The following is a 16,784-nucleotide window of genomic DNA, read 5'->3' as shown; positions in this document are numbered from 1 at the left end:
CACTTACTTTTTAAACATGCCACCTACATTCGGTCCCATGTTAGGTGCTGGTGATACAGCTGGGCTCACATTCGGACCAAATGGCGATACTTGTGGACCGCATGGGGCACATCCGCCGAACCCGCCAACTCCTGGGCCAGGTCCACCAAATCCGCCAACTCCAGGACCAGGTCCGCCAAACCCGCCAACTCCAGGACCAGGTCCACCAAATCCGCCAACTCCCGGGCCAGGTCCGCCAAACCCGCCAACAACAGTTGGAGGAGCAGGTTGTATAACATTCACGTTAGAGTGTGTTTGTGGGAAATAATGTTGCGCCTGTACTACTTGATGGTGAACGTGTTTCGTATGCGTTGGATGGATATAAGGTACAACCGTTTTTGAAAATGTGTGTGTTTCACAACATTTTGTCGGACACACAACTGGAGGTGCTGTTGTAACTGGGCTTAGTCCTCCAAAACAAGGATGACAATGATACATAGTGTTTCTCCCCTCTCACAAATTGAAAATAACCTTACATTTTACAATATGTGAAAAGAGTAAAAGCCGTTTGTTACAAACACCTATTTGTATACTGGAAATTTGTCTATAAAAATTGTTTGAAGTTTGTGAAAATAAAAACAGTTAATGTAATCATGACAAAAAACAAAAGTAAAATAACTTTCTTCACATTCGCCCTCTCCATACAATATATTTTTAATGCTACTATCATTGTAAAATGGATAAGAGGTCCGAACAACTATTTTTTACGACATTTCATATGCAAAATTTTACATTTGTTAATCTCCGTATATTAAAATGTTTTAAAACATTCTCCTTTAACCTTTTACACATATCTTCCTATATAAAGGACTCAAAAAAACTCCCCGTATGAGCTCTATTTGTTCAACTAACCTTTCATGGAAAAAGCGTCTATGACAGATTCATTTCATTTCATAAAAAAGCCCCCTACTTGTTTAACGATACCGGTAATTTGGTTCATTGTATTCATCACTTGGCCTGCAGTACCCATCATTTTATTAATATCATAGTTTCCGTCAGATGTTTTAAACTGCGACATCAAACTAGAAAATTGACTTGGCTGTTGTTTTGTATAGTTTTGTTTATTCATCATTGGATATGGTGTATGTGGATGAAAAGAAGATTGAATAGGTTGTTTCGGCGGATAAAACATCGGCTGATTCATATGCGGAAGTTGAAAAGGTTGAAAATAATTATTGTAATTCATATAGTAAGGCATAAAAGGATACATATTATAACGTAAGTATGGGTCTTGTTCATTCTGATACATGTTATAGCGTAAGTATGGGTCTTGCTCATTCTGATACATGTTAGAATGTTGAAACATGCATTCTCCCTCCTCTAACGGTTTTCTATATAGTTAGAATATGAAGTCAAAAAGAAAATGTGTAATTATCCTATAAGTTGAAAAATTTGATGGGAAGTGCGTTATCTACCACTGAGAGGATCTCAACACGTTAGCAGTTATCCTCTACTTTTTTCTTTCACTAAAAGTTTGAAATACGGTGCTTACTACTACGAATAGCGAGATAATGTAATACAAACCATAATTTTGAAGAAATTTAAATTTTCGAAAAATAAAAAAGTAAGCGTTTGTATGCTACCATTAAATAGAAAAGATTCTTATGGGGGAGGAATCAACATGGTATTAGGGGACTTAAAACAAGAATTCATCGTAAAAAAGGGGTATGAACCTGAAGATTTAAATGAGTTACTTGATTTTGCAAGACATTCTTACCTACAAGGGAGAATTTGTTTATCACAGTATAGAAGTGTAATACGTGAATTAGAAGCAATAGGGGCTACAAAACCAACTTACGAAACAGAAAAAGATATTATAACAGAAGCATAAAAATAAGAGGGGCTTTCCCCTCTTATTACTTACATTGTTCTAAAATATTTTGTAATGTATAATGAATTGCTTGATGCGTTTCAAAAAAACGTTTTCCATTCATTTTCTTGGCAAAGCACTGTAAAGAATTATTTTGTAAATTTGTACATACTTGTTCAATTTGCTGTACATGTATGTATTTAGGCTTTGTACGCTGCAACCAATCCGAAGCGAGTTGTTTCCACTCTTCTAAGTTTTGATCCACTATAGATACGAATGGCTTTATATCCTGATAAAAGTCAAGTTCACATTCTTCACTTACTCTTTTTTTTATAATGGTTTCGTCATTATACTCAATTAGTTTTTTTGTTAATTCAATCAATATTATATCTTCCACTATTCTCACCCACTTATATACTAACGGCTACTACTTGAAACGTTTGTACCCAGTTACCTTTCTCTTTATGATTCAATAATTTCGTTTCCATATGCTTCATATGCATTTCCATTACCTCTACTTTATTAACTATAAATTCTCTTTTATCCTTAAGCGCATGATCAACCCTAAGCGACACGTTCATTTCAAGCAAATCAAGAGTATTTAACATCTGATCCATCTTTTTCATTACATCTTCTTTCTGAACCATTTTCATCTTCAATACGCCTCCCTCTTTGCTTTTTCTTTGTCATGTTAATTCGCCAGCCCTGTTTTTACTCCTGCGTGCTTGACAAAACTAGTTGTAATTCGGCAAAGAAAGTGATTTTTTGTATGAAGTTTATGAAAGTGGCAACAATACGAAAGGGAGGTGTCGACATTGGCTAAAAACAAAAATGAAAACAATAAAAAACAACCTCAAAACAAACAAAACAAACCAGAAACAGGAAATCCAAAATTAGACGGTCCAAATTTCCCTGCGACATAAAGTGAAACTTCCATCAGTGAACGTTTTTCTCACTGATGGTTAGTTGAACCAATCGGGCTCTTATGGGTGGTTTGGTTTCCTTCCCGCTCACACTTCTTATCAACCGGGCCCTTACAGTTGGTTTAAATCCCGCTTTCCACAAAGCGGGATTTTTTTATTATATCATAACCTTACTTTATTGAAATACAGACATTCTGCTCTCTCTTTTCTAAATATCCCATGCTAAAAGAGGCTATTTAATGAGGCAAAGAAATGTAATTGCTTCTGTTTATGTAAAAACCATTCTGTCATTTCAACTTCTTCTTTCGGTTCTTCAAATAAAAACAGCTTTTCTACATCAACTCCTGTCTGAAACCAATCTTTCTCTGCCTTACGGTGATGAAAAACAACAGAAAATACATCACGAAGCTGCGGCGTATTTTGTTCCTTAGATAAAACAAAATATTGTTCATAATCGAATCTTGATCCCGTGTGAGCTGTTTGAGAAGAAAATGTATAAAAGAATTCCTTATAAGTTGGATGAAACAACAACCATGCTAATCGTTTTCCTAACTCAATTCTCTTTGTTAATGTTTCAAATTGATGTACAGAAAAACCGTATAATTCCCCAGTTATTGTCGGAAATATTACTGCACTAAAATGAAATAACTCCTGAAATTTAAACATTAATGTTTGAAAAATGTGCTTTTGATAAAAAGGATGCTCAATTATAGGTTTTTGAATGATACATTGTTCATTAATAATAAGAGCTGTCATAAGTCTTTCTTCATTTTTTTGATGCCAAAAGCGAGACCATTCCCCTTCCATAAATACCGAAACAGAAAACATTTGTAATAAATGAAACAAGGACTTTTTCATTCGTTTACTATATTCGTACAATAACAACTGTGGGTACGCATCTAAAAAAATAAGCCAATTGGCACGTTCATATGTAAGAAATAATTGTTTACGTATCTCCTTAGATAAAACTTTTGGATAATATTTTCCTTCTAAATCTGTCATATTCCAACCTGCATTTCGAGACACCATACTAGCTAAAAACGACCAACGAATTTCTTTATTACATTCATAATACCTCTGATAAGCTTTCGTACGTGAAATGTTATCAGCATTCGCAAGAATCGTCTGTTGCTGAATATGGCTGACAAGCTCTTTTTCTTCATTCGTATAAGCAGAAACCTTCCTTTCTCGTTTTATTTTTTCATATGTACTTTGTGCACACAAAATAATCTCACCTCGTATCTATTTAAAAAAATAACCTATTTTTTATTTTTTTTGATATAATCACCTTTGTAAGTGATTCTATGCAATTTGGAGTGGACAAATTATGACCATTCGTTACCCAAACGGAAGAAAGTATACGCAAACTCAACCAACTCACAACCTGTCACCTATCAGAAAACATACTTATAGTAACAGGGGAATGTCCCTTGAAGAGGAGCTGAATGAAACAAATCAATACTATTTAACTCACAATATTGCTTGTGTGCATAAAAAGCCGACCCCTCTTCAAATCGTAAAGGTCGATTATCCAAAACGAAGCGCTGCCGTAATTAAAGAAGCGTACTTTAAACAACCTTCTACAACTGATTACAACGGTGTATACAAAGGCAAGTACATTGATTTTGAAGCGAAAGAAACGAGAAATAAAACGAGCTTTCCTTTGCAAAACTTTCACCTTCATCAAATCAAGCATATGAAGGAAGTATTAGCTCATAGCGGAATTGCATTTGTTATTATTAAATTTACTCTTTACGATGAATTTTATTTATTGGAAGCAAAACATATCATTACATTTTGGGATCGACAAGAAGCTGGTGGGCGTAAATCCATTACAAAAGAAGAAATAGAAGAATATGGATATTTATTACAATGCGGTTATCACCCTCGCATTGATTATATCCATACACTAGACACACTTTATTTTTCATGATAGAGTCAACAATAAGGCTCATTTTTCGACTTTTGGGGAGAAAATGAAAGGTAGGAGAAAGTATAATGTCAGAAAATTATCGTTCTCGTGAAGAACGAAAACAAGTTCAAAAACAGAAAAAAGAACATTCTAAAAAAGAGCAACCAAAGAAAAAGAGTTCTTTTCTACGTAAATTTCTAATCGCTTGCTTATTAATCGGTATTGTGACACTAGTAGCGGGAGTTTCTGCTTTCTTTGTTATGGTAAAAGATGCTCCAAAACTAGATAAAGCAAAACTTGTAAATCCATTATCAACAAAATTTTATGATAAAGACGGAAAATTCATATATGAATATGGTGCTGAGAAGCGAACAAATATCACATATGATCAAATTCCAAAAGTAGTAGAAAGTGCCTTCCTAGCTACAGAGGATTCACGCTTTTACGAGCACAATGGGATTGATTTTAAGCGGACTGCCAAAGCGATCTTTGAAAACGTAACAGGTGATTTTGGTTCTCAAGGTGGTAGTACCATTACACAGCAAGTTATTAAAAACTATTTCTTAACAATGCAAAAAACAACGAAGCGTAAAGTACAAGAATGGTATTTAGCTTACAAACTAGAGCAGCAATATTCAAAACATGAAATTTTAGAAATGTACTTAAACAAAATTAACTTAGGTAACCGTTCTTACGGAATTGCAGCTGCTGCGCAAAATTATTACGGGAAAGATTTAAAAGATTTAAAATTAAACGAAGCAGCGATGCTGGCGGGATTACCACAAGGTCCTAATAATTATGATCCTACAAAGCCACAAAATGTGAAAGCTGCTACAGAACGACGCAACACTGTATTATATTTAATGAATAGACATGGCTATATTACAAAACAAGAGATGGAAGATGCAAAGAAAATTCCGGTAACAGACGGTCTTAAGCCGTCTCAAGAAGCAACGCAAATGCCTTATCAAGGATATTTTGATGCTGCCATAAAAGAACTTGAAGCAGAAGATAAAGATGTGAACATTGGTTCTGATGGCCTTAGTATCTATACAACATTAGATCCAAAAGCACAAGATTTTGCGGATAAAATGTTGAACACAGAAGAAATCATTAACTACCCGGATGAAAAATTCCAGGGGGCATTCGTATTTATGGATACAGAAACTGGTGAAGTTCGTGCACTGGGCGGCGGACGCGGTGAAAATAAAGCAACATTTAAAGGTCACAATTTGGCTGTTGACTCAGAACGTCAAGTAGGTTCTACAATGAAGCCAATTTTTGACTATGGTCCTGCTATTGAATATAAGCAATGGTCCACATATCATCAAGTTGACGATTCACCTTATAAATATTCAGGAGGACAAGAGGTTCGAAATTTTGACAACGGTCATAAAGGCATGATGTCAATGCGTGATGCATTAGCACAGTCTCGTAACGTACCTGCTGTAAAAACGGCTAAAGATGTCGGTTTAGATAAAGCAAAAGGTTTTGCTGAAGGACTTGGTATAAAATTTGGAAAAGATGGTGTAGTTGAATCAACAGCAATCGGAAGTAATTATGCATCCCCTCTTGATATTGCTGGTGCATATGCATCATTCGCAAGTGGCGGTGTATACCATAAACCACACTTCATCACAAAAGTCGTCTATCCTGATGGAAAAGAAGTAAACTTTACACCAAAAGGAAAACGAGTGATGAAAGATTCTACGGCATATATGGTTACTGATATGATGCGTAGTGTTGTGAATAATGGTACTGGTAAAGCAGCAAATATTCCTTCATTAGACGTTGCTGGTAAAACAGGAACAACGAACTATGACGCTAAAGATTTACTTAAGTATGATTTCCCTGCTTCCGCAAGTCCCGATAGTTGGTTTGCAGGCTATACACCACAGTATACAATGGCTGTATGGACTGGATATAACAAAAAGGGCGAAGGTTATATTGACAAAAATTCATCACCAATCGCACAGCGTATGTTTAAAGCGATGATGAGTGAATTTGGAAGCGATACAGCTCGCTTTGAAATGCCAAGTAGTGTAGAACGGATTAATAACGAACTTTATGTTAAAGGTGCGAAAAAAGATGATGTTCCAAAAATTAATGTAGATGCACCAGCTGGACTAAATGCATCATATGATGCTGCATCGCAGGCTATTGCATTAAGTTGGTCTGCTTCATCTGATTCAGACGTATCATACTCTCTAAGCTATAAAGGTAGTGACGGGTCTAGTGGCAGTCCAAAAATGAGTGGTACGAGCGCAACAATTAGCGGCGTAAAACCTGGTGTTACTTATACCATCACTCTTGTTGCGAAAAAGAGCGGTAGTTCTAGTGACGCAACAACTGCAACAGTAGTAGTGCCTGGTGGTGACGCTAAGAAACAAACTGAGGATGACGCAGCTAAGAAGAAGGCTGAAGATGACGCTAGGAAAAAAGCTGAAGATGATGCTAAGAAAGCTGAAGATGACGCTAGGAAAAAAGCTGAAGATGATGCTAAGAAGAAAGCTGAACAAGATAAACAAAATCAAGATCAAAACCAAAATCAAAATAACGGAAATACCACACCGGGCGGAGGAACCACTCCAAATCCTCCGAACCCGAACCCGAACCCAAACCCAAATCCGAGTCCGAATCCATCACCTACACATTAATAAAAAAGAAGCCATTTTCTCTACCGAGAAGATGGCTTCTTTTGCATAATGAGTACTCTTACATATAATTTTTCCAATTCTTCATATAACTGTGTCAGTTGAATAAAAGAATGATAATGATCTGGCTGTTTCATAATAAACAAAAAACGCTCCATAAAGTTAACTGGCTTTTGTTCTAGCCTTTCTATTTGTTCCTTCATATCCTGTAAACTGACAACAGGTGTTCCATTCATCCAGTGTAAAATAGATAAAAGATGTCCTGCAAATCGCACCATCGGATCTTTCGCTTCTTTTTTGTTTCGATTTCGAAATAACATAGAAATCTCTTCTTTTTGTTCTTTCCATAAACCTAATACAGTAGGAATGCTCAGTTCTATCTCATTCCATGGCTGCTTATATCCCTGCTCAATATCAAAGAAAAAACACGTCTCTTCTAAAAGCTCTCCAAATGATTTCTCTGCATTGTATTCAATTACAGTCTCTTCTTCAAAGAAAGGGATGCACTGAAAATGATTCGGTATTTCAAGTACTTTCTTCATTTCTTTTCCTTCTCTCTCATGCGCTTCTTACCTTCACGACATAAATCTAGCAACTTGCATTCTTCGCACTGAGGACGCTGAGCTTTACAATGATAACGTCCAAAGAAAATCATGCGATGATGTGTCACGCCCCACTCTTCCATCGGGACTTTCTTCATGAGCGTCTTCTCTACTTCTAGTACAGAATCTTTCCATTTACAAAAGGCAAGTCGTTTACTAACGCGCTCTACGTGCGTATCAACTGCAATTGCTGGAACTCCAAATGCAACAGAGACAACAACGTTTGCTGTTTTTCTTCCTACACCTGGTAACTTCGTTAATTCATCTCTATCTTGCGGCACCTCTCCGTCATATTCATCGATCAGCATACGACATAGCTTTTGAATATTTTTTGCTTTATTTCTGTACAAACCAATAGAGCGAATATCTTGCTGCAATTCTTCTAAAGATACCTTTAAATAATCTTCTGGTGTTTTATATTTCTGAAATAAACTTTTTGTTACTTTATTTACAAGAACATCTGTGCACTGTGCAGATAGGGCAACCGCAATAACAAGTTCAAATGCGTTGTCATGATTCAGTTCACAATGCGCTTCTGGGTACATCTCTCCCATTACATCAAGACAATGTCTAATTTGTGTTTTATTTAGCATTATTTCCTCCTACCATTACTGCTCTAGCCAATTATAAAATGGCACTTTTCCAGTATACTTCGTTTCTTGACGTGATACTTGCTGATTCCGCTGTTGATTTTCTCTAAATTTCCGCCCTTGATTCTGTGCTTGATCCACCGTTTTAATTCCGCTCTTCTTCCACTCAAATAATATACGATCAATATAACGAAAGTTCAATTTTCCGCTCATAACGGCTTCACGAAGGGCAATTTGAATTAAAAGTGGATCATGATGATCTTGATCTTGCCACATCGCTAACGTCTCACACTCAAATGGAGATAAGGGTCTGCCAAATTCATGCTCAAATACTGTATATAAGTTTATTTGTAACTGTTTTTGTTCTCGCTCTTCCTCTTCAATGTTTTCATTCATTAAAAAATGTAATATTTTTTCCCAAAGAGGCTGTAGTGAGTAACTTTCACAAATCATTTCCGCAGATTTCCGTCCTCCTTCTAACGCTAAAAAACCTTTTTGAATTAACGTTTGAATAATTTCCATACACTTTGTTTGTGTAATGGTCATCCGCTCTGCAATTTCTCCTGGTGTGGGGAAAGAGTTTCCCGATTCTAAAAATGTATGGACATGCAACAGTACCATAAACTCAATTTCATTTAAACCAAGTTTTTTGTAATGCATCATTAATAATTTTGGAATTGCAATACTACCTTGTTCAAACCACTGCAACATGATTTTCTTCTTCATACTTAAACACCTCGCTTTCTAGTATAACACACCTTCTTATATTTCTTTTTGACACAATTCGTCAAAAAAACCTCCCTTTCATATAGGGAGGTATCATTTGAACTGCCTACTCTTATCAAGTAAACAGTTGGCAGAAATTGAAATGAAAGAACTACACTTAGCCTTTCATTTTGTTATTCATAAATGTATGGATACGTTCTAATGCTTTCTCCAATTGTTCAAGTGAAGTTGCATATGATAAACGAACGTTGTTCGGTGCTCCGAATCCTGTTCCTGGAACGAGAGCAACTTTTTCTTCTTCTAACAATGCTTTTGCCCATTCATCAACTGTCTCATAACCAGCTAATGCGACTGCTTCTTTTACATTTGGGAACAAATAGAACGCTCCTTGTGGTTTAATACAAGAGAACCCAGGAATTTGAATCAACTTATCATACACGATATTTAATCGCTCTTCAAATGCTCTGCGCATCATTTCTACAGGTTGTTGATCTCCAGCATAAGCAGCAATCGTTCCGTACTGCGCAATTGAAGTAGGGTTTGACGTACTGTGACTTGCTAAGTTCGTCATTGCCTTAATGAGTTCTTTATTACCTGCTGCATAGCCAATGCGCCATCCTGTCATCGAATGCGATTTTGATACGCCGTTAATAATCAGCGTCTGTTCTTGTAATTCGTTAGAAAGCTGAGCAATTGATGTATACTCTGCCTCGCCATAAATTAATTTCTCATAAATTTCATCAGAAACGATTAAAATGTCGTGCTCTAAGCATACTTGGCCAAGCTGCTGCAACTCTTCTTTACTATAAATCATCCCTGTTGGGTTGCTAGGTGAGTTAATAATTACAGCTTTCGTTTTCTCCGTAATTACTTGACGTAATTGCTCCGGTGTAATTTTGTAATGATTTTCTTCCAAACCATCTACATATATCGGCTCACCACCTGCAAGCTTCACTTGCTCTGGATAGCTTACCCAATACGGAGTCGGAATAATAACTTCATCACCTTCATCAAGTAATACTTGAAACAATGTATATAAAGCGTGTTTTGCACCGTTACAAACAATAATTTGAGATGGTTCATAAGATAAGCCTTGGTCACGCTCGAATTTTTTAATAATTTCTTGTTTTAGCGCAGCTAATCCACCTGTTGGTGTATATTTTGTATAACCTTCTAACATTGCTTTATAAGCAGCATCTATAATATGTGCCGGCGTATTAAAGTCAGGCTCCCCTGCTCCTAAGCCAATCACATCATGTCCTTCCGCTTTTAACGCTTGTGCCTTTGCTGTAATTTCTAACGTTGAAGATGGTGTTAGAGCAGCTACTCGCTTTGCTAATCTCATCCTGAGTTCCCCCTGCACTTATTTTTCAATACTATATCGCTTTAAAAACTTACCATCTTGAAATGCAAGATAATAGTAAGTATAACGATTTTCATCATCAATATATGTAACTTCCCATAATGGAACATTGTTTTCAGCGCCTAATTTTGCTTTGACAAATTGCTTTGGCTTTCGTTCTTTCGCAACAATTTGCAATGCTTCTTTTTCAGAGATACCTTCGCTTGCTTTTTGCACTAGAATATCTCCTTTTTTCTCAGGCACCCAAACGATATATTGTTCTCCTTTTTCATTCACACCTTGTACAACTTCATATGGAGTTTGACCGTTATAATAATCGATTTTTGTCACTTTTGTGAGTTTTGCTTTTTCCTTTGCAATCTCAACTGTTTTCGATTCTTTCGGAATTTTCTTCTCCATAGTCGTATTATAAATGTGCCCCCCGTATAAAACAACTGCAACGATTACAATAAAAATTGCCAAAATCCACTTTTTCATTGTATCACTACGTTCTGTAAATCGTAAATATTGCTGTCTCTTTTTCATTCTCGTCTAATGCTAATCCGAACATGAGATCTTTTTCTTTTAGTGTTCGATTTAAACTATCAACAACCTTATATAAATCCGACGAGTATGTCAGACGCGTCGTTGATAATACTTCAATTTTCTTCTCCATGAAAACTCCTCCGTTACACAAAATTTCTAATTATAGAAGAACGCATTGCGGTTACAATAAGGGTACATTCTTTACAAACCCTGCTTCGTCACCCATCTATTATAGCAGGACATGTTCTTCAAAAAAAGGTTTGAAGTAGAAAACCATTGTATTTCTACATCTAATGTAAGAAAAAATAAAAATTCCTCCTACCCACATGTTACGCCTGAAGCAAATTTGCTTCAGGCGTTAACTTTTACTAATCACTTTATCCCATGATGAAAATTTCACTCTTACTCCATTTTTTCGATTAATTCGTCTAATGGTCCTTCATACAATGGAATGCTTGGAATCGACTGAAGAAATCGTCTTCCATAAAAAGATGCAGTAAGACGACGATCTAACACAAACACTGTTCCTGTATCCGCTGTTGTACGAATAAGACGTCCGAACCCCTGTTTAAAACGAAGAATTGCTTGCGGAAGAGCCAACTGTGTAAATGGATCTTCTCCCTTTTCTTTTAATCGTTCACTTTTCGCTTGCATCATTGGCTGATGCGGTGATGTGAACGGAAGCCGCACAATGACAAGACAACTTAACGCTTCTCCTGGTATGTCAATCCCTTCCCAAAAACTGCTTGTCCCTAATAAAATGGCCTTTTCAAACTCTTGAAACTTTCTAATCATTCGGCTGCGACTACGGTTATGAACACTTTGTGTTAGTAAAAGAAATTCTTCTAATTCATCTGCCTTCTTCAACACTTCAAATACCTCTTTTAACATTTCATATGATGTAAATAAAACAAGCATTCGGCCATTTGTAGTTTTCGCAATCTTCATAATATGTTTAGAAACTGCTCTTACATACTCTTCTTCACTTACATGTTTAATATGAGGAACATCTGTTGAAACCATTAACTTTACTTTCTCTTCATAATGAAATGGTGATGGAATCGTTACTGTATTTGGTGTAAAGTCCACTAACCCAAGCTCTGCTTCTATATAATCAAACGTATCATTTACAGTTAAAGTGGCTGAAGTAAAAATAACGCTTCGTTTTCGTGCCAAAAATTGATCAGCAAATAAATCACTAATATGAACTGGCTGTGCGTATAGAATAGTCGAATGAATGGTTCCTTTCGTTTCAGCCTCCATCCATGTCACATGACTCGTTTCTTCTAAAATAAGCGTCCGTAAAGATTGGGTCATTTTAGAAAGCACTTCAGTAAGGTGCACAAACTCTCCCGTAATCATATGCATGTCCCATTCACTTTGCTTTTGCAACATCTCACCTTGTTTTTCCAATAACGTAAGTACTCGCCCTAACTGGTGTACAAAACGGTCTGTTAATTCAACAATACTACGCCAAAGCTTTCCTCTTTCTTTATTCGCATGATAACGATACATAAGCGGTATATTTCCAGTGGCATGTTCCTGCTTTGTTTTTTGAAATATAAACGTACGCAGCATATGAAAGAGCTCATCTGCATCAAATTTTATTTCTTTTAACATATGATTAATCGTTTGAAAAGTAGAGCGTACAGCAATTTGCGATTGTTTCATCATGTCATACACTTTAGTTAACACATTAGGTGTTTCTAACGTACCAAATCGTGATAAAACGAGTTGAAAATACATGCAAGAAAATTGCTCTCCTAACGCCCTACTTGCCGTTTCTTCAAGATGGTGCGCTTCATCAAAAATAATATGTTCACATGAAGCAAGCAATGGTTCTTTACTTACAAAATCTTGAAATAACAAAGTGTGATTTGTGACTACAACATCTGCAAACAATGCTTTGTTTTTTGCACGTTGATAAAAACAGCGGCTAAACCACGCACTTTGCATCCTACTTGGACTATGAGCATCACTGCAAATTCGCTCCCACAATAGCTTCCCGCCAGCTGGAATATTCAACTCATCTCGATCTCCTGTTTCTGTATCAAGGAGCCATACTAAAATTTTCGCTTTCGTTAATGCATTATCATAATTGTTTTCAATTTCACCCAATGCATGCTCAAATTTATGTAGACACAAATAATGCTTTCTTCCTTTTAACATTGCTACTTCAAACGGAAACGGAAGTATTGTTTTCAGCAATGGAATTTCCTTTGCTAAAATTTGTTGCTGCAACTGTACAGTTTGTGTGCTTATGACTACTGGCTGTTCTTTTTCTTTCGCATAAAAAATACTAGGAAGTAAATATGCTAATGTTTTTCCCGTACCTGTTCCCGCTTCAATTAACGAAAAACGGGAGTCTCGAAGCGCTTCGTAAACCTCATTTATCATAATTTGCTGCCCTTCTCTTTTTTCAAAAGACGGCATTACTTCCCTCAAACGCTGCATCGTTTCAGTTAGAAAAGAAGAAAAATCAGTAGGAGAATCATCTCCAATTTGCAATGTATAATTACGTTTACCTAAAGCAATATTTCTATAAATGTCATATTGTTTCTCATCATCTGACCCATGTATCATTTTATTCAAAATACATGCAGACATAATATCTCCAATGTTACTTTGAAACATATCACTTAATTCATATAGCGATTGCAACGTAACGAGTGGCAAGCTTTCCATTTTAAAAAGTAATTGTAAAAATATCTCTGCTGTCACCATTGCATCACTATCAGCACGATGGGGCTGATCATGGTCGAAACCATATCTTTTTGCTAAATCACGTAATTTATAACTGTCAGCTGTGGGCAATAAAATATGTGCCAGTTCAACTGTATCAATTTTCGAGCATGTTACTTCTGAGAATCCAGCTTGCCGTAATTCTTCTTTTAAAAAATTCCAATCAAAATGAACGTTATGCGCAACAAAGTACGCACCTTGTAATAGTTCAATAATCATCGGCGCCACATCTCGGAATAACGGAGCTTGTCTCACAAGTGTTTCATCAATCCCCGTCAATTCTGTAATAAATGGTGGAATGTCCCGTTCGGGGTTTACAAAAGAAGAGAAAATTTCAAGAATTTCTCCATCCTCTACAACAACTGCTGCAATTTGAGTAATTCTATCTTTCCCATCTTTCCAGGCATTCCCTGTCGTTTCTAAATCGACTACGACATAACGCTTATTCATCAATGACACCTCAATTTCTTACCTTTGCACAACAAAATTTCTATAGTGTTACTATACCACGTTTTCCCTCATCTTAATGGAAAGATACGAAAAATGAAATGATTTTGCTTTCCCATAAGAAAAGCTATCCCTTTTGCAGAGATAGCTTTTCTTATACATTATAAAATCGTGCCTGCTTTTTCCGCTCCAAGCATTTCCACAATTTGATTATTATCATCTAAAACAGCAATTTTCGGGATATGTGTTAGTACCTTCTCTTCTGAAACTAGTCCGTAACAAATAATAATAACTTTATCTCCCGGTTGAACAAGGCGGGCAGCTGCACCATTTAAACAAATAACACCCGTACCGCGTTCTCCTTTTATAACATATGTTTCTAAACGTGCACCATTATTATTGTTCACAATTTGTACTTTCTCATTTTCCACAATCCCTACTGCATCCATTAAATCTTCATCAATTGTAATACTTCCTACATAATTTAAATTTGCTTCCGTTACTGTAGCACGGTGTAACTTCGCTCTCATCATTGTACGAAACATAGTTGCTCCCCCTTATTGAACCGTAAATGTTATATTATCAATTAGTCGTGCATTTTCAAACTTTACAGCGATTGCAATGATCGTGCGTCCGTTTATTTGCTGGGCCTCAGTTAAATCTGGATACGCATATATATCAGCATAATCGACAACACCATGCGTATTCATTTCAATATATTCTTTAATAAAGCGCGTAATCTTTTCTGGACTACGCTCTCCTTTAGCGATTTGCTCTTTCGCTATACATAAACTTTTATATAAATGCGGTGCTTCTTGGCGTTCCCTTTCTGATAAGTAGACGTTACGAGAACTGCGTGCTAATCCATCTTCTTCCCTTACAATATCAACTGGCACAATTGTAACAGGAATATTATAATCAGCAACAAATCCCTCAATAACTGCTACTTGCTGTGCGTCTTTCATCCCAAAATACGCACGATTTGGCATTGTAATATTGAAAAGTTTCATCAATACCGTTACAACGCCAGCAAAATGACCAGGTCGCTGCTTTCCGCATAAAACATCCGTGCGCTTCATGACTTCAATATTCGTTGTTCGCTGCGTGGGATACATTTCTTTGACACTTGGATAAAATAAATAATCTACTTCTACTTCACGCGCTAAACGCTCATCACGCTCAATATCACGCGGATAACGGTCCAAATCTTCATTCGGCCCAAATTGCAACGGATTTACAAATATACTTAACATGACAATATCATTTTCTTTTTTCGCTTGTCTCAGTAACGTCAAATGCCCTTCATGCAAATATCCCATCGTTGGAACGAATCCAACCTTTTTTCCGCTCGCACGAAGCTCACTTGCGATTTGCTGCATCTCTTGCACTGTTGTAAGAATATTCATTACTGTTTTCCTCCGTATAACGCTAAGCATTCTTCTTCTTTCATCGTAAACGAATGTGCTTTCTCTGGAAATTGTCTCAGCTTCACTTCATGAACATATTGTCCAATTCCTCTTACAATTTCTTCTTGTACAGACGTATATTGCTTCACAAATTTCGGAACACGATTCACACCATACGTAATAAGATCGTGATAGACAAGAACTTGACCATCTGTTTTATTACCAGCACCAATACCGATAGTCGGAATCAATAGTTGATTTGTTACAAGTTCCGCTAATTGCATCGGTACACACTCTAATACAAGGGCAATTGCTCCTGCCTCTTCACATTTTTTCGCATCTTCAAGCAATTTTTTCGCACTTTCTGCATCTTTCCCTTGCACTTTGTAGCCACCTAGCACACCGACAGATTGCGGAGTTAATCCGAGATGAGCTACAACTGGAATACCTGCATTCGTAAGGAAACGAATGATTGATACAACTTCATCTGCGCCTTCAACTTTTACAGCGTGCGCCCCGCTTTCTTGTACAATGCGGCGTGCGTTATGCATCGTTTCTTGCAGTGAAACGTGATAAGACATAAATGGCATATCCGTTACAACAAATGTATTTTTTGCACCGCGGCGCACTGCTTTTGTATGATGAATCATATCATCAACTGTTACTGGAATTGTTGAGTCATAGCCGAGCACAACCATTCCAAGCGAGTCTCCAACTAAAATCATATCAACTTCTGCTTCTTCAGCAAACTTTGCTGATGGATAATCATACGCAGTTACCATCGCAATAGGCTCATTTTGTTCTTTCATTTTCAAAAAATCCGTCACAGTTTTCACAAATTTCTCCTCCTGTACCTGGAGAGAGGAGATGGCCGGATGAAAAAACATATAAAAAACCCTTCTGACCGTAAAAAGGCAGAAGGGTAGTATCATTCGGCAATATTCATCCCTCTGTCCCAGTCCTATTTTGGATCAAGGCAGAACCACATGTTTATTTTGATTTTCCCACATAGCGGTGCAGTTCCTATTGATACTGCCCATATTCG

Annotated in this window: 18 protein-coding genes; 3 read left to right on the top strand and 15 right to left on the bottom strand. The window is 36.7% G+C overall.

Annotation, left to right across the window (positions count from 1 at the left end; genetic code table 11):
• Window positions 1-3 precede the first annotated feature (3 nt).
• Entirely contained in the window at window positions 4-477 is a 474-nt protein-coding gene (locus tag BM350_RS09770) for a CotD family spore coat protein (RefSeq protein WP_090912478.1), read from the bottom strand.
• 448 nt (window positions 478-925) lie between these two features.
• Entirely contained in the window at window positions 926-1,345 is a 420-nt protein-coding gene (locus BM350_RS09765) for a YppG family protein (RefSeq protein WP_090912480.1), read from the bottom strand.
• Window positions 1,346-1,660: 315 nt separating this feature from the next.
• Between BM350_RS09765 and BM350_RS09760 the strand changes: the two genes are divergently transcribed.
• Window positions 1,661-1,870 carry a YppF family protein gene (locus BM350_RS09760; RefSeq protein WP_090912482.1) on the top strand — a complete coding sequence of 70 codons (210 nt, stop codon included), beginning with the start codon at window positions 1,661-1,663 and terminating at the stop codon, window positions 1,868-1,870.
• A 25-nt stretch (window positions 1,871-1,895) separates the two neighbouring features.
• Here the strand turns inward: BM350_RS09760 and BM350_RS09755 are convergent, their stop codons facing one another.
• The 3 genes from BM350_RS09755 to BM350_RS09745 all read right to left on the bottom strand — a co-directional run bounded on the left by BM350_RS09755 (window position 1,896) and on the right by BM350_RS09745 (window position 3,996).
• On the bottom strand, window positions 1,896-2,246 hold the full coding sequence (locus BM350_RS09755; RefSeq protein WP_090912484.1) for a YppE family protein: 351 nt from the start codon (window positions 2,244-2,246) through the stop codon (window positions 1,896-1,898).
• A 13-nt stretch (window positions 2,247-2,259) separates the two neighbouring features.
• Window positions 2,260-2,502: a hypothetical protein gene (locus BM350_RS09750; protein WP_090912486.1), complete on the bottom strand. Its 243-nt coding sequence runs from the start codon at window positions 2,500-2,502 to the stop codon at window positions 2,260-2,262.
• A 492-nt stretch (window positions 2,503-2,994) separates the two neighbouring features.
• A complete protein-coding gene (locus BM350_RS09745; protein ID WP_090912488.1) occupies window positions 2,995-3,996 on the bottom strand; it encodes a DUF2515 domain-containing protein in 1,002 nt (333 codons plus the stop codon).
• Between the two features lie 103 nt (window positions 3,997-4,099).
• Between BM350_RS09745 and recU the strand changes: the two genes are divergently transcribed.
• Together recU and BM350_RS09735 are read left to right on the top strand one after the other, a co-directional pair.
• A complete protein-coding gene (recU, locus tag BM350_RS09740; RefSeq protein ID WP_090912490.1) occupies window positions 4,100-4,705 on the top strand; it encodes a Holliday junction resolvase RecU in 606 nt (201 codons plus the stop codon).
• Between the two features lie 65 nt (window positions 4,706-4,770).
• The gene (locus BM350_RS09735) at window positions 4,771-7,341 is read left to right on the top strand and encodes a penicillin-binding protein 1A (protein ID WP_090912492.1); all 2,571 of its coding nucleotides are present in this window, start codon (window positions 4,771-4,773) and stop codon (window positions 7,339-7,341) included.
• Between the two features lie 20 nt (window positions 7,342-7,361).
• On the opposite strand, the gene BM350_RS09730 is transcribed toward BM350_RS09735, so the two are convergent.
• From BM350_RS09730 to panB, 10 genes are all read right to left on the bottom strand, one after another.
• Complete coding sequence (locus BM350_RS09730) at window positions 7,362-7,880, bottom strand: YpoC family protein (protein ID WP_090912494.1); 519 nt, start codon at window positions 7,878-7,880, stop codon at window positions 7,362-7,364.
• Window positions 7,877-8,533, bottom strand: coding sequence for an endonuclease III (gene nth / locus BM350_RS09725; protein ID WP_090912496.1), 657 nt, complete (start codon window positions 8,531-8,533; stop codon window positions 7,877-7,879). Before nth ends, BM350_RS09730 begins: the two co-directional genes overlap by 4 nt.
• 15 nt (window positions 8,534-8,548) lie before the next feature.
• Entirely contained in the window at window positions 8,549-9,256 is a 708-nt protein-coding gene (gene dnaD, locus BM350_RS09720; protein ID WP_090912498.1) for a DNA replication protein DnaD, read from the bottom strand.
• Window positions 9,257-9,413: 157 nt separating this feature from the next.
• On the bottom strand, window positions 9,414-10,601 hold the full coding sequence (locus tag BM350_RS09715; protein WP_090912500.1) for a pyridoxal phosphate-dependent aminotransferase: 1,188 nt from the start codon (window positions 10,599-10,601) through the stop codon (window positions 9,414-9,416).
• Window positions 10,602-10,619: 18 nt separating this feature from the next.
• On the bottom strand, window positions 10,620-11,096 hold the full coding sequence (locus tag BM350_RS09710) for a cell wall elongation regulator TseB-like domain-containing protein (RefSeq protein WP_090912502.1): 477 nt from the start codon (window positions 11,094-11,096) through the stop codon (window positions 10,620-10,622).
• 7 nt (window positions 11,097-11,103) lie between these two features.
• On the bottom strand, window positions 11,104-11,274 hold the full coding sequence (locus BM350_RS09705; protein ID WP_081904925.1) for a YpmA family protein: 171 nt from the start codon (window positions 11,272-11,274) through the stop codon (window positions 11,104-11,106).
• Window positions 11,275-11,546: 272 nt separating this feature from the next.
• Window positions 11,547-14,336, bottom strand: coding sequence for an ATP-dependent DNA helicase DinG (dinG, locus tag BM350_RS09700; protein WP_090912504.1), 2,790 nt, complete (start codon window positions 14,334-14,336; stop codon window positions 11,547-11,549).
• A gap of 158 nt (window positions 14,337-14,494) precedes the next feature.
• Entirely contained in the window at window positions 14,495-14,878 is a 384-nt protein-coding gene (panD, locus tag BM350_RS09695) for an aspartate 1-decarboxylase (protein WP_090912506.1), read from the bottom strand.
• Between the two features lie 12 nt (window positions 14,879-14,890).
• On the bottom strand, window positions 14,891-15,739 hold the full coding sequence (gene panC / locus BM350_RS09690; RefSeq protein ID WP_090912508.1) for a pantoate--beta-alanine ligase: 849 nt from the start codon (window positions 15,737-15,739) through the stop codon (window positions 14,891-14,893).
• The gene (gene panB / locus BM350_RS09685) at window positions 15,739-16,575 is read right to left on the bottom strand and encodes a 3-methyl-2-oxobutanoate hydroxymethyltransferase (protein ID WP_090912510.1); all 837 of its coding nucleotides are present in this window, start codon (window positions 16,573-16,575) and stop codon (window positions 15,739-15,741) included. The genes panC and panB overlap by 1 nt, the downstream gene beginning before the upstream one ends.
• Window positions 16,576-16,784: the final 209 nt, after the last annotated feature.

It is taken from the genome of Bacillus sp. 103mf (genome assembly GCF_900116295.1).
GTDB classification, from domain to species: domain Bacteria; phylum Bacillota; class Bacilli; order Bacillales; family Bacillaceae_G; genus Bacillus_A; species Bacillus_A bruguierae.
The sequence above is the reverse complement of the archived record's forward strand: the minus strand, read 5'-3'. Positions and strand labels throughout refer to the sequence as shown.

What these genes read in the sequence shown, in the direction of transcription:
- panC (WP_090912508.1), bottom strand. Translation starts at nt 15,739, where the DNA reads ATGAATATTCTTACAACAGTGCAAGAGATGCAGCAAATCGCAAGTGAG.
- recU (WP_090912490.1), top strand. Translation starts at nt 4,100, where the DNA reads ATGACCATTCGTTACCCAAACGGAAGAAAGTATACGCAAACTCAACCA.
- BM350_RS09730 (WP_090912494.1), bottom strand. Translation starts at nt 7,880, where the DNA reads ATGAAGAAAGTACTTGAAATACCGAATCATTTTCAGTGCATCCCTTTC.
- BM350_RS09735 (WP_090912492.1), top strand. Translation starts at nt 4,771, where the DNA reads ATGTCAGAAAATTATCGTTCTCGTGAAGAACGAAAACAAGTTCAAAAA.
- dinG (WP_090912504.1), bottom strand. Translation starts at nt 14,336, where the DNA reads ATGAATAAGCGTTATGTCGTAGTCGATTTAGAAACGACAGGGAATGCC.
- BM350_RS09765 (WP_090912480.1), bottom strand. Translation starts at nt 1,345, where the DNA reads ATGTTTCAACATTCTAACATGTATCAGAATGAGCAAGACCCATACTTA.
- BM350_RS09705 (WP_081904925.1), bottom strand. Translation starts at nt 11,274, where the DNA reads ATGGAGAAGAAAATTGAAGTATTATCAACGACGCGTCTGACATACTCG.
- nth (WP_090912496.1), bottom strand. Translation starts at nt 8,533, where the DNA reads ATGCTAAATAAAACACAAATTAGACATTGTCTTGATGTAATGGGAGAG.
- BM350_RS09715 (WP_090912500.1), bottom strand. Translation starts at nt 10,601, where the DNA reads ATGAGATTAGCAAAGCGAGTAGCTGCTCTAACACCATCTTCAACGTTA.
- BM350_RS09750 (WP_090912486.1), bottom strand. Translation starts at nt 2,502, where the DNA reads ATGAAAATGGTTCAGAAAGAAGATGTAATGAAAAAGATGGATCAGATG.
- BM350_RS09770 (WP_090912478.1), bottom strand. Translation starts at nt 477, where the DNA reads ATGTATCATTGTCATCCTTGTTTTGGAGGACTAAGCCCAGTTACAACA.
- BM350_RS09760 (WP_090912482.1), top strand. Translation starts at nt 1,661, where the DNA reads ATGGTATTAGGGGACTTAAAACAAGAATTCATCGTAAAAAAGGGGTAT.
- BM350_RS09710 (WP_090912502.1), bottom strand. Translation starts at nt 11,096, where the DNA reads ATGAAAAAGTGGATTTTGGCAATTTTTATTGTAATCGTTGCAGTTGTT.
- dnaD (WP_090912498.1), bottom strand. Translation starts at nt 9,256, where the DNA reads ATGAAGAAGAAAATCATGTTGCAGTGGTTTGAACAAGGTAGTATTGCA.
- panD (WP_090912506.1), bottom strand. Translation starts at nt 14,878, where the DNA reads ATGTTTCGTACAATGATGAGAGCGAAGTTACACCGTGCTACAGTAACG.